We start from the raw sequence: 22,504 nt of genomic DNA, 5'->3' as shown, positions 1-22,504 counted from the left end.
GGATGACAGCATGATCTTCATTACCGCGAAGTTCCTGATCAAGCCGGAGCATGCCGACCAGTGGCCGCAGATCGCCGGACCCTTCACGCGGGCGACGCGGGCCGAACCCGGCTGCCTCTGGTTCGACTGGTCCCGCAGCCTCGACGACCCCAATGAGTACGTCCTTGTGGAGGCCTTCCGTGACGGCGACGCGGGCGGCGCCCACGTGAACTCCGCGCACTTCCGGCAGGCCCAGCAGGACCTGCCGGCATACCTTCAGGCCACCCCGAAGATCGTGAGCCAGTCGGTCGACCAGGACGACTGGTCCGACCTGGGGGAGATGGCCGTCAGCTAGCCGACGCACCCCGTCGCCACAGCGTCAATACCGTTGGTCCGGGCGTCCGCCCGGCCGGTAGCCTGCCCCGACCGGCAAGGAGGGCGCGATGACCGAGACGATGACGCTGTGGCGGCCGACCGGCCCGCAGGAGCTCGACCTCGTACGCGCCTCGGGCTGGACGGCGTGGCCGCCGCGCCGGCCGGACCAGCCGATCTTCTACCCGGTCCTCAACGAGCAGTACGCCATCATGATCGCCCGGGACTGGAACGTGCCGGCCTCCGGCGCCGGCTTCGTCACCCGGTTCGAGGTCGACGCGGAGTTCGCCGCCCGCTACCCGGTCCAGCAGGTCGGCGGCCGCGACATCCTCGAACTCTGGGTGCCGGCCGAGGAACTCGACGAGTTCAACCGGCACATCGTCGGCCTGATCGAGGTCGTGCACGAGTTCCGGTGAGCCCGGGGCCGGGCGTTCCCCTTGTGGGGCGCGCCCGGCTACCGCTCCCGCCCGCGGCCCGCGAGCCCGCGCAGCCAGAGGCTCACCGCGACCAGGAGACACACCACGCCGACGACCGTCACCGCCGTCCGTAGCGCCCATGGCGCGTCGGCGAGGAACGGGAACATCCGCTGGGCCACGAGGGCCGCGAAGGCGACGAGCAACAGAAGTACGGCGAGGATCCGGCGCGACATCCCCGTGACTATAGGCGGGGCGGGCCGGCGTCCGCCCTGGGAGCCTGCCCGGGCGGGCGCTAGAATCTGTGTCGTGTCGCGTGCGAACCGTCTGACGACGGCGGTTGCATGGAGGCGCCTGTCAGGTCCCGGGGAGCGAATCGTGAGTCCACACACGCCGCTCGCGTAACGCCGCCACGTCGGCGTGGCCCTTGTGTGCCACGCCCGGCCGCGCTCGCCTGCACCCCGATCTTCAACCCCACGACGGATGCCCGCGTGCGTCCGTGCCATCCGCGCACAGCACCGCATGCCGTACGGCCGCCGGCCGTACGACCGCGCCCCGGGGTCCGTCGTCCATTCGAACCGAGGGAGTACCTTGTCCGAAATCCCCGCGCATTACATGCAGCCTGAACCGCAGATCAGTGACTTCAACCGGCCGGTCGTCGAGGAGTTCCGCGCCAACGGCGGAAAGGTCGGCGGCCCGTTCGAGGGCGGCGACCTGCTGCTGCTCACCACGACCGGGGCGAGGTCCGGCCGGTGGCAGATCAGCCCGCTCGGCTTCGTCCGTGACGGCGACCGGCTGCTAGTCGTCGCGTCCGCCGGTGGTTCGCCCCGCCATCCGGCCTGGTACCACAACCTGATCGCCAACCCGATGGTCCGGGTCGAGGTCGGGACCGAGACGTTCGACGCGGTCGCGGTGCCCGCGCAGGGCGCCGACCGCGACCGGCTCTTCGCCCACGTCGTCGCACAGGAGCCCGGGTACGGCGACTACCAGGCCCGCACGAGCCGGCGGATTCCGGTGGTGGTGCTGGACCGGGTGCACTCGGAAGCGGGTGACCGCGAGGTGGCCAACCTGGCCGACAAGCTCATGGAGATCCACGACTGGCTGCGGGACCAGTTGGCGCGTACCCGGGCCGAGACCGACGCGTACTTCGCGGCCCGGCACGCCACCGACGGGCCGCCGCCGGTCGGGCTGGGGATGCAGATCCGGCAGCACTGCCTGGCGTTCTGCCAGTCCCTGCACTTCCACCACACCGGCGAGGACGGGCACATGCTGCCCGGGCTGGAGCAGGGGTATCCGCATCTCGCGTCGGTCATCGAGCGGCTGCGGGCCGAACACGTGACCGTCGACCGGATCCGCCGCGAGTTGGAGGGACTGCTGGCCGATGTCGCCACCGCCGACCCGGTGCGGTTCCGGGCTGAACTGGACCGGATGTCGAGCGAGCTGACCACGCACCTGGCGTACGAGGAGGAGACCCTGATCCCGGTCCTGGCGCAGGTCCCGTTCCCGCCGGCCGGTCCCGGCGCCTGAGGTCACCGGCCGATCGCGGCTAGATAGCACGACCAGCTAGCTGGTCGTGCTATCTTCTTGCGCGTGAATCAGGAGCGGCGCGCCCAATGGCTACGGGGAGTCCTCGACCTGTGCGTGCTGGCGATGCTCGCCCGGCGCGAGTCGTACGGCTACGAACTGTCGCAGGCGCTGGAGGCGGCCGGCCTCGGGCCGGTCAAGGGCGGGACCCTCTACCCGGTCCTGCTCCGGCTCCAGCGGGCCGGACTCATCGCCGCCGACTGGCGCGAGGGCGAAGCCGGCCCGGCCCGCAAGTACTACCGGATCACCGGACCCGGCCACGACGTGCTGCGGCAGGCCACCGCCGACTGGGGCCGGTTCGCCGGCGGGGTCGGCGCGATACTACGGGAGGTACCAGCGCGGTGAACCAGGATGCATGGCTGGCGGCCCTTGTCGGCGAACTGCGCCGGCACGGCGTCGGCCCCGACCTCGCCGGGCACGTCGTCGCCGAGGCGGCCACCCACCTGCGCGACAGCGGAGAGCCGCCGCTGTCGGCGTTCGGCCCACCGGGGTCGTACGCCCGTGACGTCGCCGACAGCATCGGTGCCGCCGCACCCGCCCCGCGGCGCCCGCCACCCGGCCCGGTCCGGCTCGACGTACGCGGGATCAGCAAGCGCTACCGCCGGCACCGCGTCCTCAGCGACGTCAACCTGACCGTACGCGCCGGCCAGATCGCCGCCGTCGTCGGCGCCAACGGTGCCGGCAAGAGCACCTTCCTGCGCATCTGCGCCGGCCTCGTCAGCCCCGACCGGGGCGAGGTGCACGCGTACGGCAGCCTCGGCTACTGCCCGCAGGACGGCGGCACCCGCGAGTTCCTCACTCCCGACGAGCACTTCGTCCTCATCGGCACCGGACGCGACCTGGACCGGCCCGCCGCCCGCCGGGCCGGCCGGGCGCACGCCGCCCGGCTGGACTGGGAGCCGGACCGCGGCCGTCTCGCCGGCCAACTCTCCGGCGGCACCCGCCAGAAGCTGAACCTGGTCATGGCCCGGCTCGGCGAACCCGACATCCTGCTGCTCGACGAGCCCTACCAGGGCTTCGACCGGGGCGCCTACCTCGATTTCTGGCACGAGGTGTGGCGGTGGCGCGACGCCGGCACCGCCGTCGTGGTCGTCACCCACCTGCTCAACCAACTCGACCGGGTCGACATCGTGCTCGACCTGACCCCCGACCGGGAGCGGGTCGCATGAACAAGATCCTCACCACCGCGGACCTGGCCCTGCGCGAGATCGCCCGCCGGCGTACCGTGCTCGTCGTCCTCGCCGTGCTGCCGCTCGCCTTCTACCTCAGCCGGCGCGGCGACCACCTCGGCCAGTCGATCCGGTTCGTCTGCCTCGGGCTCGGCTGGGCGCTGAGCACCGCCGCGCTGTTCGCCGGCAGCGCGGCCCGGCCCATCGAGCCACGGCTGCGGCTGTCCGGTTACGGCAGCCGGCACCTCGTCCTCGGCCGGCTCCTGGCACTGTGGACGGTCGGGCTGCTGTTGTCGCTGCCGTACTACCTGCTCATCCTCGTCGACCAGCACGACGTGCGCTACGGCGCCATCGCCGTGGTGATGCTGCTGACCGTCGCGGTCGCGGCACCGTTCGGGCTGGCCCTGAGCGCCGTCCTGCCCCGCGAACTCGAGGGCACCCTGGTGCTGCTCATCGTGGTCGGGCTGCAGATGATGACCGACCCGGCGGCCACCGCGTCACGGGCGCTGCCGTTCTGGTTCAGCCGGGAGATCGGCACGTACGCCATCGACCACACCGACTCCGGATACCTCGACCGGGGCCTGCTGCACGGCGTCGTCTTCACCGTCGCGCTGACCGCGCTGGTGGCCGTGGCGGCGGGCGTACGGCTGCGGCGGCGGCCACACCTGAAGTTCATGCCGTCCCGGTAGACGCCGCCCGGCCGGTCAGGCCGGGTACGTCGCGAGCCTGTCCCGCCCGGCTGATCAGGAGCCCGTCAAGTCGTCGACACCGGCCACAGTGGATTCCTTAATCCGTTGCGAGGGCCGGCACCGGCCCGAACGTACTGGTCAGCACCGGATAGGGGTGACCAGGGAGGGGAACGCGATGACGATGTACGGGAGTGTCACCCGACTGGCCGCCACGGCCCTCGTCCTACCGCTCGCCGGAGACGACCTGGGCCGGTGGGTCGGCTAGCGCGGGACAGTGATCCGCGCGCCGCCCGCCCCGACCCCGGGAGCGGGCGGCTTTCATTTCAGCGCCCCCCAAGGCCCGCCCTCGTAGCCCAACGGCAGAGGCACGACGTTGAGGACGTCGACAGTGCGCGTTCGAATCGCGCCGAGGGCACGCCCGGATAGCCCAACGGCAGGAGGCACGCCGCTTAGGACGGCGACAGTGCGCGTTCGAATCGCGCTCCGGGCACGACCCGATCGGGGGTGCGCGGGGTCGTCGACAGCCGTCGACGACCCCGCGTGGTGCTTCGCGCCCGGTTCCGCCGGCCTAGCGCGGGGTCGGTGCCGGCTGGCAGGGGGCGATGTCGCTCGGCGTCCGCGGACCGACGAGCGGCACGAGGTACGGACCCTCGCTCTCGACGTAGGTGATCAGCCCGGTGGCGAGGTTGACCGCCCCGACCGGACCCATCGTCTCGACGCAGGATGCGTTGACGAACACGTTCGTGGCCCGGCGGGTGCCGTTGCGGGTGACCCGGTAGGCGTGGCTGGGAAACGCGGTGACCTCGGTGCTGAGCATCAGGTCGGTGTCGGTGAACGTGCCGACCAGGGTGGCCTCCAGGGGCGGGGCGCCCGCCACGAGGTCGGTGGCGTGCCGGTGGGACAGCGTGAAGGTGTTCCCGTCGATGCTGTAGTCGGCCGGGTCCGGAACCGTCTCGTTGCCGTACTCGCGGCAGTTGCGGATCACGCCGGTGTCCAGGTTCGTGAACGTCCACAGCCGGATGCTGTGCGCCGGGTCGTCGCGCAGCCGGGGCCGGGTCATGCTGGCGCCGTCCCAGAGGAACTCGAACGTCGTGGTGATCCGGGCGGCGCCGTCCGGCCCGTAGCCGACGTGGTTGTCGCCGTAGAAGAACGACTCGAGCCGGATGCGGGCGTTGCGCCACTTCGGCCGGCAGTCCTCCGGCACGTCCAGCGATCCGAGGTCGGTCCAGACGCCGCCGGCGATGGTCAGTTCGAGCGGCTCGATGTGGAACGGGTCGACGACGGAGAACTGCGGGATCCACGACTTCAGTTCGATCTCGTACCGGTCCAGGACGGTGACCGTCACCTCGTCGGACTTCGGGCTGCCGCCCGCGCCGGAGACCGCGGTGAACCGCAGGACGTAGCTGCCGGGGGCGGAGAACTCGACCTCGGTGTCCGGTGCGCCGGAGGCGAACGTGGCCCGGCCGGGCCCGGACACCTTCTGCCAGGCGGACGCGGTCGCGGTGCCGACGATCGTGCCGCCGAGGTTCGTGGTCCGGGAACCGGCGACGGGCCGGTCCTCGCCGGCGGACACGATCAGCAGCGGGCAGCCGTCGGTGCCGACGTCGACGCCGGCCGGTGTGCCGGGGCACAGGTCCTCGCCGTCGGGGACGCCGTCGCCGTCGCTGTCGGCGAAGCCGGTCGGGTCGAGGAGCACCTGCCAGGTGCCGTTGTTGTCGGGGAAGGCGGCGACGTCGTCGTTGATGACCAGTTCCAGTTCGCCGACGCCGCCGAGCGTCGTCGGTCCGGCACCGATGTAGCGGTAGGGGCCGGACCCGACCCGCCCGATCAGGGCCAGCGCCGGCAGTTGCGGTGCGACGGCGTTGCCGAGGTGCCGGATCGTCGGGTGGCCGGCCGGTGGTACGACGTCACCGGATTCGAACGACCCGCTCCAGTAGCCGATGACACCCGACGCGGACACCGTGACGCCCTCGCCCGCGGCGAGCACGATCCCGGTCCGGTACGGGTTGACGTCGACCGGCATCGCGACCGTGGTCGGGTCGGCGGCCGCCGGTGCCTGGATGCCACCTGTCACGAGCAGGGCCACGGCGGTGCCGACCAGGATGCGCCGAATTCCCATGTGTCGACTCCTTCGACCGCGCGGGCACCGTCCGGGACGACGGGTGGACCGAAACGCGATGGAGCGTGGCACGACTGTCGCTTGTGGCCAAGTGGAGTGACGGACATCGGTCTGTTTCCACCCGCGAGCCGGGCCGGGAAAAGCTGTTATGTCGGTGTCGGTGATCCGTCTACAACCCGACGGGCCGCGAGGGTCGCCCAGCCCTGCCCGTCTCCTCCACCGGCTCCACGACACCCAGGAAGGACCCGAGACGTGAAAGGCAACCCGACCCGACGACGAGTAGTGGCCGTTCTCGGCACGGCTCTCACCGTCACCCTCGTCACCGGCGTGCTGACCGCCGTATCCGCCCAGGCGGCCGCCGGCTGCCAGGTCACCTACACCACGACCGGCCAGTGGCCCGGCGGCTTCACCGCCAACATCAGCATCAGGAACCTCGGCGACCCCGTCGACGGATGGCGATTCGGCTGGACCTTCCCCGCCGGGCAGACCATCACCAACGCCTGGGGCTTCACCGCCAGCGCCACCGGCGGCACCGTCACCGCCACCAACGTCGGCTACAACGCCGCCCTGCCCACCAACGCCAGCACCGACATCGGCTTCAACGGCACCTGGAACAACGTCACCAACCCGGCACCGGCCGCCTTCACCCTCAACGGCACGACCTGCACCGGGACGGTGAACCCCACCCCGCCCGCCACGACCCCGCCGCCGACGAGCGCGCCCCCCACGACCCCGCCTCCCACGACACCGCCACCGACCAGCCCGCCGTCGGCCGGCCCGATCGGCTGGGCCGCCCAGGGCGGCGGCACGACCGGCGGCGGCAACACGGCCCCGACCACCGTCGACAACCTCTCCGCGCTGCGCGCGGCTGCCGCGAGTACGGCGGCGGCGGTGATCCGGGTGTCCGGCACCATCTCGTGCACGGGAATGCTCAACGTACGGTCGAACAAGACCATCGTCGGCAACGCCGGTGCGACGATCGTCGGCTGCGGTCTCAACATCTCGGGTTCCACCAACGTGATCGTGCGCAACCTGACCTTCCGCGGCTGGAACGACGACGCCATCAACATCCAGGCGTCGAGCCGGGTCTGGATCGACCACCTGACCCTGTCGAACGGCGCCGACGGCGCCATCGACATCAAGGAGGGGTCGGACTACGTCACCGTCTCCTGGAACCGGATCTTCGACCACCACAAGGCACTGTTGCTCGGCCACGACGACGACAACGGCGCCCAGGACCGCGGCAAGCTGCGGGTGACGTACCACCACAACTGGTTCGACGGCACCGTCACCCGCAACCCGATGGTCCGCTTCGGCAACCCGGTGCACGTCTTCAACAACTACTACGACGGCGTCGCCTCGTACGGCGTCCGGTCCCTGCTCGGGGCCGGGGTGCTGGTCGAGGGCAACTATTTCGAGAACACCAAGGACCCGTTCCACCGCGGCGTCGACGGCACCCTGCTGGGCAACATCGTGGCCCGGAACAACACGTTCGTCGGGTCCGGTTCCGGCACCGCCGGCGGCGGCGTCGCCGCCATCCCGTACACGTACCCGATGGACCCCCCGGGCAGCGTGAAGTCGATCGTCCAGGCCGGCGCGGGCGCCGGGCGCGTCACCGCCTGACCTGATCCGGGGCGGGGTCGTCGGCGACCGTCGACGACCCCGCACGGCGCTACGACCGCAGTTTGCGGTAGGCGTACGCCGACAGCGGCAGGAACACCGCCGTGATCAGGATCGGCCAGCCGATGGCGAGCGCGACGGCGTGGTCGGCGAGGACTCCGCTGGTCGCGCCGGTCGGGTTGCCGAAGAGCTCCCGTACGGCGGTCGCCGTCGCCGAGACCGGATTCCACACGGTGACCGCGGCGAGCCAGCCCGGCATCGTCTCGGCGGAGACGAACACCGTCGACAGGAACCCGACCGGCCAGATGAGGGTCTGTACCGCCATCGTCGTGCTGTCGCCCTTGAAGGCGAGGCCGAGGTAGACGCCGACCCACAGCAGCGCGAACCGCAGGGCCAGGAGCAGCAGTACGGCCAGTGCCGCGGAGCCGGCATCGCCGGTGATCCGCCAGCCGATGAGCAGGCCGCCGCCGATCAGTACGGCGAGTTCGACCGCCGAGTTGGCCATGTCCGCCCCGACCCGGCCGAGCGCGACCGAGGCGCTGCCGATCGGCATGGACCGGAACCGGTCGGTGATCCCCTTCTTGGCGTCGTTGGCCATCGCCGACGTCGTCGTCTCCACGCCGAACATCATCGTGAGGGCGAGCATCCCGGGCAGCAGGAAGTCGATGTATCCGCCGCCGGGTACGTCGATCGCGCCGCCGAACAGCAGCCCGAAGATCAGCAGCAGCACGACCGAGAACAGCAGGCTGAAGATCGGTGTCCACGGCTGCCTGACCCAGTGCAGAAGATCCCGCTGGGTGATGATCCAGCCGGCTCGCAGGGTGTTCATCGGTGTACGACCTCCTTGCCGCCCGTGGCGGCGTTGTTCGGGGTGGCGGGGTCCGCGGTGGCGTCGGTCAGGGACAGGAAGACCTCGTCCAGGGTGGGCCGGCGCAGCAGCAGGTCCTCGGGGCCGATCGCGGCGGCGTCGAGCGCGCGGACGATCTCGGCGAGGCCCACCACACCGTGCCCCACCTCGAAGGTGAGGGTGTGTGCCTCGGCGTCGACCAGAGCCGTGCCACCGACCGCCGCGCCCAGGGTCTCCGCCGCCGGCCCGAGCGGTTCGTGGCGGGGGAGGGTGACGACGACGCGGTCGCCGCCGAGCTGGCGCTTCAGCGCGTCGGGGGTGTCGGAGGCGATGACCCGGCCGTGGTTCATCACCGAGATCCGGTCGGCCATCTGGTCGGCCTCGTCCAGGTACTGCGTGGTCAGCAGCACCGTCGTGCCCCGCGCGGCGACCCCACGCACGGTGGTCCAGACCTCGTTGCGGGCCCGCGGGTCGAGACCGGTGGTCGGCTCGTCGAGGAACAGCACCGCCGGGGCCAGGATCAGGCCCGCCGCGATGTCGAGCCGGCGCCGCATCCCGCCGGAGTACGTCGAGACCGGCCGGTCGGCCGCCTCGGTGAGGTCGAACGAGCGGAGCAGTTCGTCGGCGCGGGCGCGGGCGGCGGCCTTGCTCAGCCCGAACAGCCGGCCGAACATGACCAGGTTCTGCCGGCCGCCGAGGATCTCGTCGACCGCCGCGTGCTGGCCGACCAGCCCGATGCTGCGCCGTACGGCCTGCGGTTCGGTCCGCACGTCGTGGCCGGCGACGGTGGCGGTGCCGCCGTCGAGGTCGATGAGGGTGGTCAGGGCCCGTACCGCCGTGCTCTTGCCGGCGCCGTTCGGGCCGAGCAGCCCGTGGATGGTCCCCGCCTCGACGCTCAGGTCGAATCCGTCCAGGGCGGCCAGGTCGCCGTACCTCTTGCGAAGGCCGCTCGCGGTCAGTGAGTGGTCGCGTGCCATGGGACTCCTTAACTCCGTACGCCGTACGGCGTGACTGCGCCGAATCACCGTACACCACACGGAGTAGCATCCGCCTATGGAAAACGAACCCGGGGCGGCGCCCGACTACGACCGGACGCTCATGCTGCTGTGGCGGCGTACGCTCGGCGAGCCGCAGGGGACCCGCGGCCCCCGGCAGCGGCTGACCGTCGACGAGGTGGTGCGGGCCGGGATCGCGGTCGCCGACGCCGAAGGGCTGACGACCTTCTCGATGCGCAAGGTCGCCGAAAAGCTTGGCCTCGGCGTCATGTCGATCTACACGTACGTGCCCGGCCGGGAGGAACTGATCGGGCTGATGGTCGACGAGGTGCAGGGCGAACGCGAACTCCCCGAACTCACCGGCCCGCTGCGGGACCGGCTCGCCCGGATCGCCCGCGAACTCTGGGACGAGTTCCACCGCCACCCCTGGCTGCTCCAGGTGACCCACCACCGGCCGTTCATCGGCCCGAACGGCGCCGACCGCTACGAGTGGCAACTGCGGGCGATCGAGGGGATCGGCTTCGGCGACATCGAGATGGACCAGATCGTCACGCTGGTCAGCGGGTTCGCCGCCAGCGCCGCCCGCGCCTCGATCGAAGCCCGCCGGGCCCAGGAGATCTCGGGGATCACCGACGTGCAGTGGTGGGAGATCAACGCCCCCATCCTCGAACGGATCATGGAGCCGGGCCGGTATGTCGTCTCCGACCGGGTCGGTACGGCCGCGGGGGAGGCGTACAACGCGGTCAGCGACCCCGACCTGGCCTTCCGGTTCGGCCTCGACCGCATCCTCGACGGGATCGAACTGCTCGCCGCCGCCCGGTCATCCGACGCCGCCACCTGACGGGCCGGTGCGTGGGGCGCCCTCGTGTCGGTGTGCCGTTGATGTCGGTGGGGGCCGATAGTCTCGCGGTGCCGACCCGGTCCGATCCGCCGGGCCGATCCCACCGGCCTCGATCCCACCGGCCCCGATCCCGCCGGCTCGGTCCGCGAGGGAAGGAGCACCGTCATGACAGCTCAGGAACCCGCACCGGAGACCGAGTTCCCGCGCGGTATCGGCAAGGTGGCGACGCGGGAGCTGGCCGCGAACGGATACACCCGGTTCGCGCACCTGACGACCACCACCCCCGCCGAGCTGCTCAAGATCCACGGCGTGGGCCGGAAGAGCATCTCGATCCTGCGCGAGGAGCTGGCCGGCCGCGGCCTGTCGTTCGCCGACGGATCCTGACGGCCCGGCCACCGGAGGCGATGCGGATGCAGGTCGACTTCTGGTTCGACCCGAGCTGCCCCTACACGTGGATCACCTCCCGCTGGATGGTCGAGGTGGCCGCGGTGCGGCCGGTGACGGTCCGCTGGCGGATCATGAGCCTGTCGGTCCTCAACGAGGGACGGCCGGACGATCCCGAGGGTGACCCGGAGGGCTACCTGTGGGGGCCGGTCCGGGTGTGCGCGGCGGTGGAGCGACGGTACGGCCCGGCTGCCCTGGACCGCTTCTTCGCCGCGTACGGCGTACGGGTCCACGAGCGCGGCGAGTGGGCCGATCCCGCGGACATCCTCGCCGACGCCGGGCTGCCGCCGGAGCTGGCCGCCGCCGCCGGGTCCACCGAATACGACGCCGCGGTGCGGGAGTCCCACGAGCGGGGCATCAGCCTGGTGGGGCGGCATGTCGGCACACCGATCATCGCCGCGGACGGGCCCGGCGGCCGGCGGATCGCCTTCTTCGGGCCGGTGATCTCCCGTATCCCGCGCGGCGAACGGGCCGGCCGGCTCTGGGACGGTGTGCTGCTGGTGGCCGGCGAGCCGGCTTTCCATGAGCTGAAGGGGCGTCCGCACGAGGAACCCGGGTTCGGCCACTGAGGACGACCGGTCGCGAACCGGGCCGCGACAGGTGGCGGAACGGGCCGCCGGGTTTCCGCGCGGGGTGTTCCCATTCTGGGATCGAATATCGGCTGTTGTGCAAGTGGTGCAGCATTGTCTCATGCGCGGGACCGCTCCGCATGTCACATTTCACGCAAACCAGATATCCCGGGCGTCGTACTTCGAAATGTCGATCCGGGCACGGATGATGATGAATTATCAATTGTCGGGCTTTGATTGATGGCGATGTCATGTGTGAGTGTCGTTCGGGTTTTCGACGGTGCAATTTCATTGTGCTGAGATCTATTGCTCACCGTCCCGCCATGTGCTTAGCTGACCGGCAAGATCCACTCCTTTGAATCGGAGGAAGCCGTGCGTCGATCTCCCGTGCCACGGTCATCAGGCCGCGTCGAGCGACACCTCGAGGACGGCCGGCTCCGGGCGGACCGCGAGACGCGGGGATATCTGCTCGAAACCGGGTCGGATTAGCGTCTGTTCAGGGCCGGTCCGATCGGCAGGCTTCAGGAACTTCGTCGACCTTCTGAGGCCCAGAGGAGCAACTGGATGCGAGCACTTCTCGTGGAGGACGACCTGCGTGTCGCCTCCGCGTTGTCTTCGGCCCTGCGCCGTCGGGGCCACCTGGTCATTCCCGCGACGACCGCGGCCGAGGCCCTCCGGGCGGGGCCGGTCGACCTGGTCCTGCTCGACCTCAACCTGCCCGACCGGGACGGCCTGGAGGTCTGCCGGGAGTTGCGGCGGCGGGACGCCGACGTCTGCATCATCGCCGTGACCGCCCGCGGCGAGGAGCACGACCGCGTGACCGGGTTGCGCGCCGGGGCCGACGACTATGTGGTGAAGCCCTTCTCCATGGCCGAACTGCAGGCCCGGATCGAGGCGGTCATGCGCCGGACCGCGCGGGCCCGGCGGGCCGAGGGGGTGCTGGAGGTCGGTCCGATCCGAATCGACGTGACCGCCCGGCAGGCCTGGGTGGACGATCGGGAGGTGAGCCTGACCCGCAAGGAGTTCGAGCTGCTGATGGCGCTGGCCCGGCAGGCCGGCACGGTGGTACCGAGAGAGCGGCTGCAACTGGAGATCTGGCAGACCACCTTCGCGGCCGGCCACACCCTCGACGTGCACGTCGCCGCCCTGCGGAGCAAGTTGGACGATGCCAGCCTGGTGCAGACCGTACGGGGCGTGGGCTACCGCCTGCGGGTGACCTAGATCCGCACGCCCGGGCGACGGCGGTGACGATCGAGCCCCACCCGGCGCGCGAACCTCAGTGTGATCGTTCGTTGACACCCGGTCGTCGTCTCGTGTCGGCGGCCCCGCATCGGCCCGGGCCACGACATGCGGCCCCTGCCAAAGTCTCAGAGGATCCTCAAGAATCGTCGTGTTTCCGAGATGGCGCGGCCGGACTGACGTGTGCTGTCTCCACCTAGGTCCAGCCTCAATGCACAGGAGCCCCCATGCTGCATAGACGGCCAGCGGCAATAGCGCTAGCTGCACTCCTCGTGGCCACCGTATCGGTGGTCGCCTCACCAACCACGGCCTCGGCCGACCCGTTGACCCGGGTGCCCGCCCTCAACGCCGCGGAACCGAACCAGGTCCAGGACCTCAAGGTCACCCAGGGGTACGGCTTCGCCACCCTGGCCTGGACCCACGTCGACGGCGCCACCGACTACCAGATCGAGCGCACCCCGGTCGGCGCCGACGACGTGCCGACCGGCAACCCCGTCATCACCGGGCTCTGGCGCCCCAACCGTCAGATCAACAACGAGTCGCCGACCTTCGCCGACGCCGGATTCAACCCGGGTCTGCGGTTCCAGTGGCGGGTGCGGGCCCGGTTCGGCGCCGCCGAGCAGCCGTACTCGACCCCGTTCGTCGGCACCACCCAGGGGTCCTGGGGCGACCCGAACGTGCCCGGCGAGAGCCTGCGCACCCAGTGGGAGACCACCCAGGCCGCCCAGTACACCAGCGACGTCAACGAGTACGCCTACACCGCCGCCATCGACGAGCTGAGCGACCGGATGCGGGTGGTGGAGATCGGCCGCACCATCCTCAACCGGCCGATCAACATGATGGTCTTCGGCTACCCGACCCCGCCGGCCACCCCGGAGGCGATCGCGGCCACCTCGCCCGTGCTGATCAACTGCAACGTGCACGGCAACGAGCCGGGTGACCGGGAGGCCTGCCTGATCCTCGCCCGGCAGCTGGCCTTCAGCCAGGACCGCGGCACGCTCGACGTGCTCACCAACAGCACCGTGCTCATCGTCCCGACCATCAACGGGGACGGCCGCGCCGCCAACACCCGGGGCAACAACGCCGGGCAGGACCTGAACCGCGACTACTCCCTGGTCCGCCAGCCGGAGACCCTCGCGTTCGTCAAGATGCTCCAGGAGTACCGGCCGGTGGCCGGCTACGACGGGCACGAGTACGGCAACACCGGCACCGGTGACCTGCCGATGCTTCCGCCGCGGCACCAGAACGTGGCCCGGGAGATCTTCGACGAGTCGATGAACATGATCGAAGGCCACATGTACGAGCAGGGTGCCACCGACGGCTGGTGGGCCTGCCCGTACGGCTGCACCGGCGCCAGCGTGGGCCTGGGCGAGGAGACCATCCTCCGCAACACGCTGGGTCTGAAGAACGTGGTCAACTCGCTGCTCGAACTGCGCAGCTCCGGTGGGGCCACCCGGCCGGACGAGGGAAACACCTCGAACAACCGCCGCCGCAAGGGCTACTCCGCCCTCTGGACCTTCACCCAGTTCCTCGACTACCACCGGGCCAACCACAGCGCGATCCGGCAGGCGAGGGGCGAGGCGATCAAGCTGCAGAGCGGGAACACCGGACGGATCGTCTTCCGGGGCTCGCACGAGGTTCCCGCCCACCCGGCGCCGCACCCGGGCGAGACCCCGCCGCCGGTGGACGCGCCGCGCCAGGAGCTGATCCTCGACAACGCGCCGTGCGCGTACCGGCTCACCGAGGAGCAGTACAACGGTGAGCGCACCGACGGCGCGGCCGGGCATCGTACGACGGTGGCCCAGCGGCTCGCGGCCCACGGCTGGCGGGTCGTCAAGGTCGGCGACGGCTACTTCGTTCCGCTGACCCAGCCCGAGCGGGGCCTGATCCCCCTGCTGCTGGACGGGACCGGTGTCGAGCGGCTGGTCGCCGGTGAGCGGGTCTACCCGACCCTGACCGGCCGGCACAACGGGCCGCTGCGGGTGAGCGGCTTCACCTGTGTCTCGGGCGCCAACGTCAACGGGCCGGTCAACGTGCAGCCGGGCGCCGTCCTGGTCGCCAGCGGCTCGTCCTTCAACGGTCCGATCACCGCCGCCGGGTCCGCGGGCCTGTTCATGTCCGGTAACACCGTGCACGGCCCGATCCAGGTCGCCAACGTGACCGACGCGGTCTCCCTGATCAACAACCGGGTCAACGGTCCGGTCAACCTGGTCGGGAACCGCGCCGGTGGCAACGCCCCGTTCGTGGCGGCGAACACCGTGCAGGGTCCGCTCAACTGCGCGCAGAACACCCGGGTACCGACCAACCTCGAGTTGTCGAACTCGGTCGCCGGCCCCAGGTCCGGCCAGTGCGCGGGTCTCTAGGGGCCCACGCCGCCGGTGACCTGAACCGGCAACCATGAAATGCCGTACCGGCGGGCCACGCACCGGGCCCGCCGGTACGGTCCTGGTATGAGTCGATCATGGAGATCCTTGTGATCAGTTCAGCCCGGCACCCCGGTCGCCCCACCCGGTCCCCTCGGCACCCCCGGGACCGTGGCCTCGCCGTACGCGCCCGCGGCGTCGCCGCCTCCCTGCTCTGCCTGGTGGTCCTCGCCGGTTGCACGGGGAACGGCGACAACTCGTCCCCGGACCCGGCCGCCGGCTCGGCGGCGCCTGCCAGCCCCATCGTCACCGGGCCCCTCTGCGAGGTCCTGCCGGCCGGCGCCGAGCCGGGGAACCCGGCCGCCCTGACCGGCGAGCCGGTCGACGTGGCCCTGCAGTGGATCACCGTGCTCACCACCTTCGAGGCGGCCGTGCGGGCCTCCGGACTCGCGACCGATCTGCGGGGGATGGAGGGGCTGACCATCCTGGCGCCGACCGACGACGCTTTTCTCCGGAAGTTCTCCGCGGCGAACTGGGACGAACTGATCCTCAGCCGTCCGGACGACCTGCGCGCACTGCTCCGCGCCCACCTGGTCGACGGTTCCCACTCCCTCGCCGAACTCGTGACCGCCGGCAACATCACCACGCTCGACGGCACCGAGGCCACGGTGGCCGCGGACGGCGCCATGGCCCGGATCGCCGGCGACGCCCAGACGCTGTGCGTGGACTACCGGGCCACGAACGCCCGGATCCACATAATCAACAAGGTCCTCGGCGATCTGCCCACCACGGCCCACGAGGACGACCACATCGGCCACTGACGGGGACAAGGGGCGGATCTGCCCGACGGCCGTACGGCGCCTTACGCCGGTGGCCCCGGGACACGTAGCTGGCCCCGGGACACGTGGCGCGCGGTCGCGCGCGGGCGTCGGGCAACCCCGCCCGCCGCGGGCCGCGCGGCCGATCCTGCCCCGACAATCCCCACGCCTCGATACCCACTCCGTTGAGAGCCGAGAGCGGCTGGTCCGGAGATACGGATCGCGTCCGCGGCTGGCTGATGCCGAGCCCGTCGCGCGTCCGGGCCGACCTGCGGACGCTTGCCCACTCGGGCGTCCAGGTCCCACCCACCCATTGTCGATCATGTCGGGCGGGTGATGCCGCGATGGCAGGGTGAGCCGCTGAAACGTCGCGGACCGGAGGGGATGCCCAGCCGCTCGGCCAGCGACCCCGCACCGGCCGCGGCCGGGATCATGCCGGTCGCCACCAGCCCGGCACATCCTGCGACGACCGCCCGTACCGGCTGGTGATCAACACGGCCAGCTGCCCGGCGGGGTCCCGCCGCTGGCGACCGGCCGAAGGGCACCAACGGGATGGCGGCACCGGCCAGGCGAAGCCTCGTCCGGCTGCGCCCACATCCGTCCCTCTTCTGTATTCCCCTGCGGGGCAACGGGTCGGCCGGTCCCGGGCGACACCCCGCTGGTAGGGGGAGCCGTCGCTGCCCGAGCTGAAGGCGCGCACGGGAATCGTCCCTCGACCACTGAGGACGATCCACTGTGCACTCACCCTTTCCGGTTGTCGTGCCGGGCGACTGCATTCAGGCGTGAGTGTTGTTCGCATTTTGGGAAGTGATATCGGCTGTCGCGAAAGTGGGGCAGCATTGTCCCGTCTGCGGGACTCTCTTCGCATGTCACATTTCACTCAAATCCGGTAAGTCGGGCGTCGTGCTTCGAAATGTCGATCCGGGCACGGATGATCATGAGCTGTCAATTGTCGGTCTTTGATTGCTGAAAGCGTCATGCGTGAGCATCGTTCGGATTCTGGACGGTGCAATTTCATTGCGCTGAGATCTATTGCTCACTGTCTCGCCATGTGCTTAGCTGACCGACAAGATCCACTCCTTTGAATCGGAGGTAAGCTGTGCGTCGTTCACTGCCGCCACAGTCAACGAGCCGCGTCAAGCGCCACCTTGCGGTGGCCGCTGCGGCGCTGGTGGGTGTCCCCGGCGTCGCCGCCGTGCTCACCACTCCGGCATTCGCCCAACCCCTCGAGTCGCATTGCGGGAACGAGACCGGCAATGGTCCGGTTTCCGGCTTCATCAGCCACGCGGAACTGAAGCGGAGCCTCGAACAGATCGAGGCGACGAGTGGTGGCAAGGTCAGCGTCGACGTTGCCGGATACTCGAACCAGGGCCGCGAAATCTGGTCCGCCCGGGTAGGTGAGGGCGACACCGTCGTCTACGTCCAGAGCCAGATCCACGGCAACGAGATGCACGGCACCGCCGCGGCGCTCGACCTTCTCAAGACCCTCGGCAACAACTCCAAGCGGTCCGCCGAGATCCGCGAGGCGGTGACCGTCGTCGTCGTACCCAAGCTCAACGCCGACGGCAGCGAGGCCGACACCCGGCAGAACGCCCGGACCTGGAACGACGTCGTCGCCGACTTCCCGCAGCTCGCGGGCGCCTCGCCGTCGTGGAACTACAACACGCGGGTCGGCGGCTTCGACGTCAACCGCGACTTCAACCCCAACCTCGACTACGTGCCGCAGGCCGCCGACTTCCCGGGCAACAGCGCCTCCGTCGGCTGGTACATCACGCCGGAGGCGCAGACCTCCCGCAACGTGTACCGGGCGCTGGAGCAGGAGTTCGGCACCGTCGACGTCTTCGTCGACCTGCACAACCAGGGCGCCTGCTACACCGGCGAGGGCATGGACGACTACACCACCCTGTCCATCTCCGGCCGGTTCATCTCCAACCCCGCCCAGCACGGCAACTGGCCCAAGTTCAACTACGACGCGTCGCGCCGGATCAACGTCGCCGTGTACGACGCCCTCCAGTCGGGCAACTCGCCGCAGAGCAAGGTGACCCTCTACCCGCAGAACACGAACCTGCCCGGCACCGCGCTCGGCTCGTTCGCCCTGCGTGGCAGCGCGACCATCCTGTTCGAGACGCGTGGCCAGACCCAGTCGTGGGGCCAGAAGCAGCACGGCATGCTGACCAAGCAGCTGGTGACCGGCATGACCGGCATCATCGACTCCATCACCGACGAAACCCTGGACACCATCGACCCGGCCCGCTACGACGCGATCCCGGAGCGGCGGAACGTTCCCCGGACCTGATTCCGCGCAGCGCTGACCCCTTGACCAAGGGTCCCGGACCGGGCGGTACCTCCCCAGCCCGCCGGTCCGGAGCAGCCACCGCCCACCGTGTACGGCCCCCGCGTTCAGCGGACACGGTAGGCGGTGGCTGCACCACGTTTCGGGCTCGCCGCCGCTCGGACCCGCCGCGCCTACCGTGGCCCGGCCGGCCGCCCCTGGAACGCCTGCGCGATCGACCGTAGCTCCGCCAGCGGCCGGCCGAACCCCCGATCACTGTGTGAGCCCAGGCAGACCGGAACACCGTCCCAGTCGCCCCATTCGGTGACACCCCAGAACCGTTCGCTCGCCGCGAGCAGCTCGTCGGCGATCTCCGCCTGCCGGTGGTGGCAGCCGAGCGCCGCCAGGGCCGTGGCGACGACCTCGGTGGCCTGGGCGGGCAGGTGTGCATCCCCGATGGCCGGCAAAAGCACGAGCAACCGGCGGGCGGAGTCCGGCGCGGAGCCGGCACCGGCGGCGACGGTGGCCAGTTCACGCCAGGACAGCGCCGGTCCCCGGAAATTGCCCTCGAGAGCGGCGACCAGCACCGGTTCGTCGACGTCGGGGAGCGTGACCAGGTAGTCCTGCCCCGATTCGTCCGGGAAGTTGCGCCACACCAGATGCGCCTGGTGACCATCGCCGAGGTGCAGCGACACCACCGGCCACCGGTCCGGCCGGTCCATCTCGGAGAGCATCGCGTCAACGTCCGCCGGGTCGACGTCGAACCCTTCCACGGCGGTGGGCGAACCGCCGACCGACCACAGCAGGGCGGGCCAGAAGACCGGATCGTCCAACCACGCGGTCGCGTCGACCAGCACGGAGGCGTCGACCGGTGGCTGGTAACCGTCGAGGTAGCCGGGCAGGTTCACGACGGGCTGCCACCTGTCGACGGCGAGGTTCTTGCCGCTGGTCGGCGGCATCCAGGCGACAGGAATGCCGCGCTGTCGACGGCCACTCGCTCCACGGCCGGGACCGTAGCACCCCCGGTTCGGCTCAGCGTAGTCAGGAGATCTTCCGGCGCCGAGGAAATGCGCACCAATGGACTGCTCCTCCTGCAAGCCGAAGCGAAGGCCGAGGAGACAATGCTCCACAGAGGAGTCGGGACCGCCGGTAGCGGGTAGGGCTACCCCTGGACTGGGCCACCAGGGGTCCGGCAGGCTACCCGGGTACCGGACGAGCCGATCCAGGTCGGGGGAGTGACCATGCCCGAAGGCGCCACCACCACTTTCTTCGTCGGCCCACCCGAGGAGCCCGACAAATATCGCCTGCTGCGGCAGGTCGGCGGTGGTGGCGAGGCGGAACTCTGGCAGGCCGACGTGGCGTTGGGTGCCGAGCGGGAGCGGGTCGCCGTCAAGGTGCTCCGCTCGGCCCACGAGGACCGGGCAACCTGGCGCAGCCGCTGGATCGAGCAGGCCGACCTGCTGCGGCTGATCAGGCATCCGGGCGTCGTCGGGGTGCATGCCGCCTTCGAGGGGCCGAGGATGCACCATGTCGGCGCGGCCGACCCCGCCGAGACCGCTCTCTACCTGGTGATGAACTGGGTCGACGGCACCGACCTGCGGGACTGGCCGGCCCGGCAGTCCGGGCCACCGGCCGCAGTCTTCACCTGCCTCACCCAGCTCGCCGACGTGCTCGACTGGCTGCACTCCGGCCGGGCCACCCCGTCCGGCCGTCCGGTCGTCCACGGCGACATCAGCCCGGCCAACGTGATCGTCAACGCCGACGGCCAGGCCGTACTGGTCGACTTCGGACTGTTCCGGATGAGCAACCACAACACCAGCCTGCCGGCCGGCACCCAGGGCTACATCGCCCCGGAGGTGCTGCGCGACGGCAGCTACAGTCCGGCCTCCGACCGGTACGGCTTCGGCGGGCTGGCCTACTTCCTGCTCACCGGCACCCATCCACCGGCTACGGCCGACGCCCGCGCCGCCGGCCTGCACGCCGTGTTCGGTCCGACCCCGTCGCTCGACCACGCGCTGCTGATGTTCGCCGACGACCCGGCCGCCCGCCCGGCGGCCGGCGAGTGGGTACGCAACCTGCGCTCGCAGGCATCCACGACGACCATGACCCCGACCGGCCTGCCGCCGATGCGGCCCGGCCCGGCGTCGCCGTCTGCCGCGAACGGTGGTCCGTCGGCGTCCGGCGGCGCGTCCGGAACCGGCCGGTCGGTGCGGCCGTGGTGGCTGGTCGCGGCCGGCGCGGCGCTCACCCTGGTGCTGGTTGCCGGCGTACTCGGCGCCGTCGAACTGCTCGGCGGCGGCGACGGCGACGGCGAGCGGACCACGACCGGTGACACGGCGGGCGACGTGACCGGCACCCCGCCGACCGCCGGTGAGTCGCCGCGACCGGACCCGAGCGGCACGCCCGCGGCGTCGGATTCCCAGGTCTACCTCGTCTCGCTGAAACCGCGCGACAAACCGAACATGGAAGAGGAGAACGGCGTCGCGACCATCGACGACCGGGAGTACCCGTCGAGCATCTCCCGCAGCTGCTTCGGGGTCAGCCTCGAATACCACCTCGGGTACGACTACACCCGCTTCCAGAGCACCGTCGGCCTGGACGACGAGTCCGACTCCGGAAGCTCGGCGACGTTCGTCGTCTACGTCGACGACAAACGGCAGGACAGCGCCACCGTCCGCCTCGCCGAGACCGGGACCGTCGAGGCCGACGTCACCGGCGCCTTCCGGCTGCGTATCGAGGCGGAGATCGCCGGCGGCTACAACTGCGGGGTCACCACCGTGTTCGCCGACCCGACCCTGACGAGGTGACAGCATGGCCGACGACTCGCTCACCGTCCAGGTCGACGACCGACGGCACACCCTGCGACCGGGGCAGGCGCTGACGTTCGGCCGGGACGCGTCCTGCACCGTCCGCCTCGACGCGACCGATCTCGGCATCAGCCGTACGGCCGGCCGGGTGCACCACGACGGCTCCGGCTGGCAGGTCACCAACCTCAGCCGGAAGCGGACCCTGCACCTCGTCGACGCGTACGGCTTCGCGACCCCGCTGCCGGTCGCCGCCACCGGCTGGCCGTCCAGCGCCCGAGCCGTCGGGCATCCACACACGACGGTGCTGGTCGCCGGGCAGGAGTGGACGTACGCGCTCGTGCTGACCCCGGCGGCCCGGCCGGCGCAGCCGACCGCGCCGCAACCCGTCGACCCGCGCAGCACCCGCAACCAGGTGCCCGCGCTCACCCCGCGCCAGCGGGCGGTGCTGGTGGCGATGGCCCGCGGCTACCTGCGTCCCTACCCGCACTACGACCCGCGGCCCCACACCTACAACGAGATCGCCGAACGGCTCGGCCTGACCCGCACCCAGGTGGTCCGCCGGGTCGAGCGGGTACGCGAGCAACTGGTCGCCGCCGGCGTACTCGGTCTGGAGGGCGAGGGCGACGCCCGGCGCGCACTGTGCGAGTGGCTGCTCGCCACCCGGGTGATCAGCCCCGCCGACCTCGACCGGCCGGCGATGGTGCCGGATCCGGCCCCGGCTACGGAAGCCCCGGCAGCGGGCCCGGTTCCGCCGCCGGCACCGGCGACCCCGCCCACGGCGGCGTCCGGCCCGGTTCCGGCGTCCGGCCCTGCCAGTGCGTCCGTTCCCGCTCCGGTCCCCGATCCACGGCCGGGGGCCGGTGGCACCCCGGCGGCCAAGCCCGCGCCGCCGCCCCGTGCGGCGCTGGAGCGTCCGGAGACCGGGGGGCCGGACACCCGCGCCGTCACGATCGCGCGGCAGGTCGAGGCGGTGGCCGAGGACGCCGCGCGCGAGATCGCCCCGCTGCTGGAGCGCAGGCTCGTCGCCTACCACGGCCCCGACTGGCTGGCGGCGGTCAACAGCCGGCGCCGGAGGGGCGGTCACAAGCCCGGTCAGCGGCTGCGCGACTTCCGGTTCTGCCTGGCCGTCCTGGGCCACGATCCGGCGACCGAGGGATGGGCGAACCGGGCCTGCCGGCGGGCCGCGCTGGACCTCAACCGGTTGGCGTTCGATGCCGTGCACCGTGGCACGCTCACCGTCCCCGACCTGGAGCGGGCCCGGAAAACCGCAGCCCGGCTGCTGGCCAATCTGCCCGCCGGGTGAACGCGGGTCGGGCACCGGGTGGCTGGCCCGGTGCCCGACCCCTCGGGGGGAGTGGAAGGCG

Annotated in this window: 21 protein-coding genes and 2 tRNA genes; 18 read left to right on the top strand and 5 right to left on the bottom strand. The window is 71.1% G+C overall.

Annotated elements, in window-relative coordinates; all coding sequences use genetic code 11:
- The first annotated feature begins 10 nt into the window (after positions 1-10).
- Both AB0I42_RS16420 and AB0I42_RS16415 read left to right on the top strand, forming a co-directional pair.
- Positions 11-334, top strand: a complete 324-nt coding sequence (locus tag AB0I42_RS16420) for a putative quinol monooxygenase (RefSeq protein WP_357538125.1) — start codon at positions 11-13, stop codon at positions 332-334.
- A gap of 88 nt (positions 335-422) precedes the next feature.
- The gene (locus tag AB0I42_RS16415) at positions 423-767 is read left to right on the top strand and encodes an ADP-ribosylation/crystallin J1 (protein ID WP_357538123.1); all 345 of its coding nucleotides are present in this window, start codon (positions 423-425) and stop codon (positions 765-767) included.
- A gap of 38 nt (positions 768-805) precedes the next feature.
- Here the strand turns inward: AB0I42_RS16415 and AB0I42_RS16410 are convergent, their stop codons facing one another.
- A complete protein-coding gene (locus AB0I42_RS16410; protein WP_357538121.1) occupies positions 806-1,000 on the bottom strand; it encodes a hypothetical protein in 195 nt (64 codons plus the stop codon).
- A gap of 379 nt (positions 1,001-1,379) precedes the next feature.
- Between AB0I42_RS16410 and AB0I42_RS16405 the strand changes: the two genes are divergently transcribed.
- From AB0I42_RS16405 to AB0I42_RS16380, 6 genes are all read left to right on the top strand, one after another.
- Positions 1,380-2,291 carry a nitroreductase/quinone reductase family protein gene (locus AB0I42_RS16405; RefSeq protein ID WP_357538119.1) on the top strand — a complete coding sequence of 304 codons (912 nt, stop codon included), beginning with the start codon at positions 1,380-1,382 and terminating at the stop codon, positions 2,289-2,291.
- Positions 2,292-2,354: 63 nt separating this feature from the next.
- On the top strand, positions 2,355-2,693 hold the full coding sequence (locus AB0I42_RS16400; RefSeq protein ID WP_357538117.1) for a PadR family transcriptional regulator: 339 nt from the start codon (positions 2,355-2,357) through the stop codon (positions 2,691-2,693).
- Positions 2,690-3,517: an ATP-binding cassette domain-containing protein gene (locus AB0I42_RS16395; protein WP_357538115.1), complete on the top strand. Its 828-nt coding sequence runs from the start codon at positions 2,690-2,692 to the stop codon at positions 3,515-3,517. Before AB0I42_RS16400 ends, AB0I42_RS16395 begins: the two co-directional genes overlap by 4 nt.
- Positions 3,514-4,206, top strand: a complete 693-nt coding sequence (locus AB0I42_RS16390; protein WP_357538113.1) for a hypothetical protein — start codon at positions 3,514-3,516, stop codon at positions 4,204-4,206. The genes AB0I42_RS16395 and AB0I42_RS16390 overlap by 4 nt, the downstream gene beginning before the upstream one ends.
- Positions 4,207-4,548: 342 nt before the next feature.
- Positions 4,549-4,621: transfer RNA gene (locus tag AB0I42_RS16385), tRNA-Leu, on the top strand.
- Position 4,622: 1 nt separating this feature from the next.
- Positions 4,623-4,696 (top strand) — tRNA-Leu (locus AB0I42_RS16380).
- Between the two features lie 78 nt (positions 4,697-4,774).
- Here AB0I42_RS16380 and AB0I42_RS16375 read toward each other — a convergent pair.
- The gene (locus AB0I42_RS16375) at positions 4,775-6,325 is read right to left on the bottom strand and encodes a hypothetical protein (protein WP_357538112.1); all 1,551 of its coding nucleotides are present in this window, start codon (positions 6,323-6,325) and stop codon (positions 4,775-4,777) included.
- A gap of 252 nt (positions 6,326-6,577) precedes the next feature.
- Between AB0I42_RS16375 and AB0I42_RS16370 the strand changes: the two genes are divergently transcribed.
- Positions 6,578-7,948: a cellulose binding domain-containing protein gene (locus tag AB0I42_RS16370; protein ID WP_357538111.1), complete on the top strand. Its 1,371-nt coding sequence runs from the start codon at positions 6,578-6,580 to the stop codon at positions 7,946-7,948.
- Positions 7,949-7,997: 49 nt separating this feature from the next.
- On the opposite strand, the gene AB0I42_RS16365 is transcribed toward AB0I42_RS16370, so the two are convergent.
- Positions 7,998-8,774, bottom strand: a complete 777-nt coding sequence (locus AB0I42_RS16365; RefSeq protein ID WP_357538109.1) for an ABC transporter permease — start codon at positions 8,772-8,774, stop codon at positions 7,998-8,000.
- Positions 8,771-9,769, bottom strand: coding sequence for an ATP-binding cassette domain-containing protein (locus AB0I42_RS16360; RefSeq protein ID WP_357538107.1), 999 nt, complete (start codon positions 9,767-9,769; stop codon positions 8,771-8,773). Before AB0I42_RS16360 ends, AB0I42_RS16365 begins: the two co-directional genes overlap by 4 nt.
- 76 nt (positions 9,770-9,845) lie before the next feature.
- Between AB0I42_RS16360 and AB0I42_RS16355 the strand changes: the two genes are divergently transcribed.
- From AB0I42_RS16355 to AB0I42_RS16325, 7 genes are all read left to right on the top strand, one after another.
- The gene (locus AB0I42_RS16355; RefSeq protein ID WP_357538105.1) at positions 9,846-10,628 is read left to right on the top strand and encodes a TetR/AcrR family transcriptional regulator; all 783 of its coding nucleotides are present in this window, start codon (positions 9,846-9,848) and stop codon (positions 10,626-10,628) included.
- A gap of 165 nt (positions 10,629-10,793) precedes the next feature.
- Positions 10,794-11,012: a hypothetical protein gene (locus AB0I42_RS16350; protein WP_357538103.1), complete on the top strand. Its 219-nt coding sequence runs from the start codon at positions 10,794-10,796 to the stop codon at positions 11,010-11,012.
- 20 nt (positions 11,013-11,032) lie between these two features.
- Entirely contained in the window at positions 11,033-11,641 is a 609-nt protein-coding gene (locus AB0I42_RS16345; protein WP_357538102.1) for a disulfide bond formation protein DsbA, read from the top strand.
- A 564-nt stretch (positions 11,642-12,205) separates the two neighbouring features.
- Positions 12,206-12,862, top strand: a complete 657-nt coding sequence (locus AB0I42_RS16340) for a response regulator transcription factor (RefSeq protein WP_357538100.1) — start codon at positions 12,206-12,208, stop codon at positions 12,860-12,862.
- A 290-nt stretch (positions 12,863-13,152) separates the two neighbouring features.
- Positions 13,153-15,243, top strand: a complete 2,091-nt coding sequence (locus tag AB0I42_RS16335; protein WP_357538099.1) for a M14 family zinc carboxypeptidase — start codon at positions 13,153-13,155, stop codon at positions 15,241-15,243.
- Positions 15,244-15,341: 98 nt separating this feature from the next.
- Positions 15,342-16,064, top strand: a complete 723-nt coding sequence (locus AB0I42_RS16330; RefSeq protein WP_357538097.1) for a fasciclin domain-containing protein — start codon at positions 15,342-15,344, stop codon at positions 16,062-16,064.
- A 1,150-nt stretch (positions 16,065-17,214) separates the two neighbouring features.
- Positions 17,215-18,357 carry a M14 family zinc carboxypeptidase gene (locus tag AB0I42_RS16325; RefSeq protein ID WP_357538095.1) on the top strand — a complete coding sequence of 381 codons (1,143 nt, stop codon included), beginning with the start codon at positions 17,215-17,217 and terminating at the stop codon, positions 18,355-18,357.
- Positions 18,358-18,527: 170 nt separating this feature from the next.
- On the opposite strand, the gene AB0I42_RS16320 is transcribed toward AB0I42_RS16325, so the two are convergent.
- Positions 18,528-19,292, bottom strand: coding sequence for a hypothetical protein (locus AB0I42_RS16320; protein ID WP_357538093.1), 765 nt, complete (start codon positions 19,290-19,292; stop codon positions 18,528-18,530).
- Between the two features lie 282 nt (positions 19,293-19,574).
- Here AB0I42_RS16320 and AB0I42_RS16315 point away from each other — a divergent pair, with 282 nt between their 5' ends.
- Together AB0I42_RS16315 and AB0I42_RS16310 are read left to right on the top strand one after the other, a co-directional pair.
- Positions 19,575-21,140: a protein kinase gene (locus tag AB0I42_RS16315; RefSeq protein ID WP_357538091.1), complete on the top strand. Its 1,566-nt coding sequence runs from the start codon at positions 19,575-19,577 to the stop codon at positions 21,138-21,140.
- A gap of 4 nt (positions 21,141-21,144) precedes the next feature.
- Complete coding sequence (locus AB0I42_RS16310; RefSeq protein ID WP_357538090.1) at positions 21,145-22,443, top strand: hypothetical protein; 1,299 nt, start codon at positions 21,145-21,147, stop codon at positions 22,441-22,443.
- The last annotated feature ends 61 nt before the right edge of the window (positions 22,444-22,504 follow it).

The organism is Polymorphospora sp. NPDC050346, assembly GCF_040655695.1.
In the GTDB taxonomy this organism is placed as follows: Bacteria; Actinomycetota; Actinomycetes; order Mycobacteriales; family Micromonosporaceae; genus Polymorphospora; species Polymorphospora lycopeni.
Note: the sequence above shows the minus strand (reverse complement) of the source record. Positions and strands in the feature narration are given on the sequence as shown.

What these genes read in the sequence shown, in the direction of transcription:
- AB0I42_RS16420 (WP_357538125.1), top strand. Translation starts at nt 11, where the DNA reads ATGATCTTCATTACCGCGAAGTTCCTGATCAAGCCGGAGCATGCCGAC.
- AB0I42_RS16415 (WP_357538123.1), top strand. Translation starts at nt 423, where the DNA reads ATGACCGAGACGATGACGCTGTGGCGGCCGACCGGCCCGCAGGAGCTC.
- AB0I42_RS16410 (WP_357538121.1), bottom strand. Translation starts at nt 1,000, where the DNA reads ATGTCGCGCCGGATCCTCGCCGTACTTCTGTTGCTCGTCGCCTTCGCG.
- AB0I42_RS16405 (WP_357538119.1), top strand. Translation starts at nt 1,380, where the DNA reads ATGCAGCCTGAACCGCAGATCAGTGACTTCAACCGGCCGGTCGTCGAG.
- AB0I42_RS16390 (WP_357538113.1), top strand. Translation starts at nt 3,514, where the DNA reads ATGAACAAGATCCTCACCACCGCGGACCTGGCCCTGCGCGAGATCGCC.
- AB0I42_RS16375 (WP_357538112.1), bottom strand. Translation starts at nt 6,325, where the DNA reads ATGGGAATTCGGCGCATCCTGGTCGGCACCGCCGTGGCCCTGCTCGTG.
- AB0I42_RS16365 (WP_357538109.1), bottom strand. Translation starts at nt 8,774, where the DNA reads ATGAACACCCTGCGAGCCGGCTGGATCATCACCCAGCGGGATCTTCTG.
- AB0I42_RS16360 (WP_357538107.1), bottom strand. Translation starts at nt 9,769, where the DNA reads ATGGCACGCGACCACTCACTGACCGCGAGCGGCCTTCGCAAGAGGTAC.
- AB0I42_RS16355 (WP_357538105.1), top strand. Translation starts at nt 9,846, where the DNA reads ATGGAAAACGAACCCGGGGCGGCGCCCGACTACGACCGGACGCTCATG.
- AB0I42_RS16350 (WP_357538103.1), top strand. Translation starts at nt 10,794, where the DNA reads ATGACAGCTCAGGAACCCGCACCGGAGACCGAGTTCCCGCGCGGTATC.
- AB0I42_RS16345 (WP_357538102.1), top strand. Translation starts at nt 11,033, where the DNA reads ATGCGGATGCAGGTCGACTTCTGGTTCGACCCGAGCTGCCCCTACACG.
- AB0I42_RS16340 (WP_357538100.1), top strand. Translation starts at nt 12,206, where the DNA reads ATGCGAGCACTTCTCGTGGAGGACGACCTGCGTGTCGCCTCCGCGTTG.
- AB0I42_RS16330 (WP_357538097.1), top strand. Translation starts at nt 15,342, where the DNA reads ATGGAGATCCTTGTGATCAGTTCAGCCCGGCACCCCGGTCGCCCCACC.
- AB0I42_RS16320 (WP_357538093.1), bottom strand. Translation starts at nt 19,292, where the DNA reads ATGCCGCCGACCAGCGGCAAGAACCTCGCCGTCGACAGGTGGCAGCCC.
- AB0I42_RS16315 (WP_357538091.1), top strand. Translation starts at nt 19,575, where the DNA reads ATGCCCGAAGGCGCCACCACCACTTTCTTCGTCGGCCCACCCGAGGAG.
- AB0I42_RS16310 (WP_357538090.1), top strand. Translation starts at nt 21,145, where the DNA reads ATGGCCGACGACTCGCTCACCGTCCAGGTCGACGACCGACGGCACACC.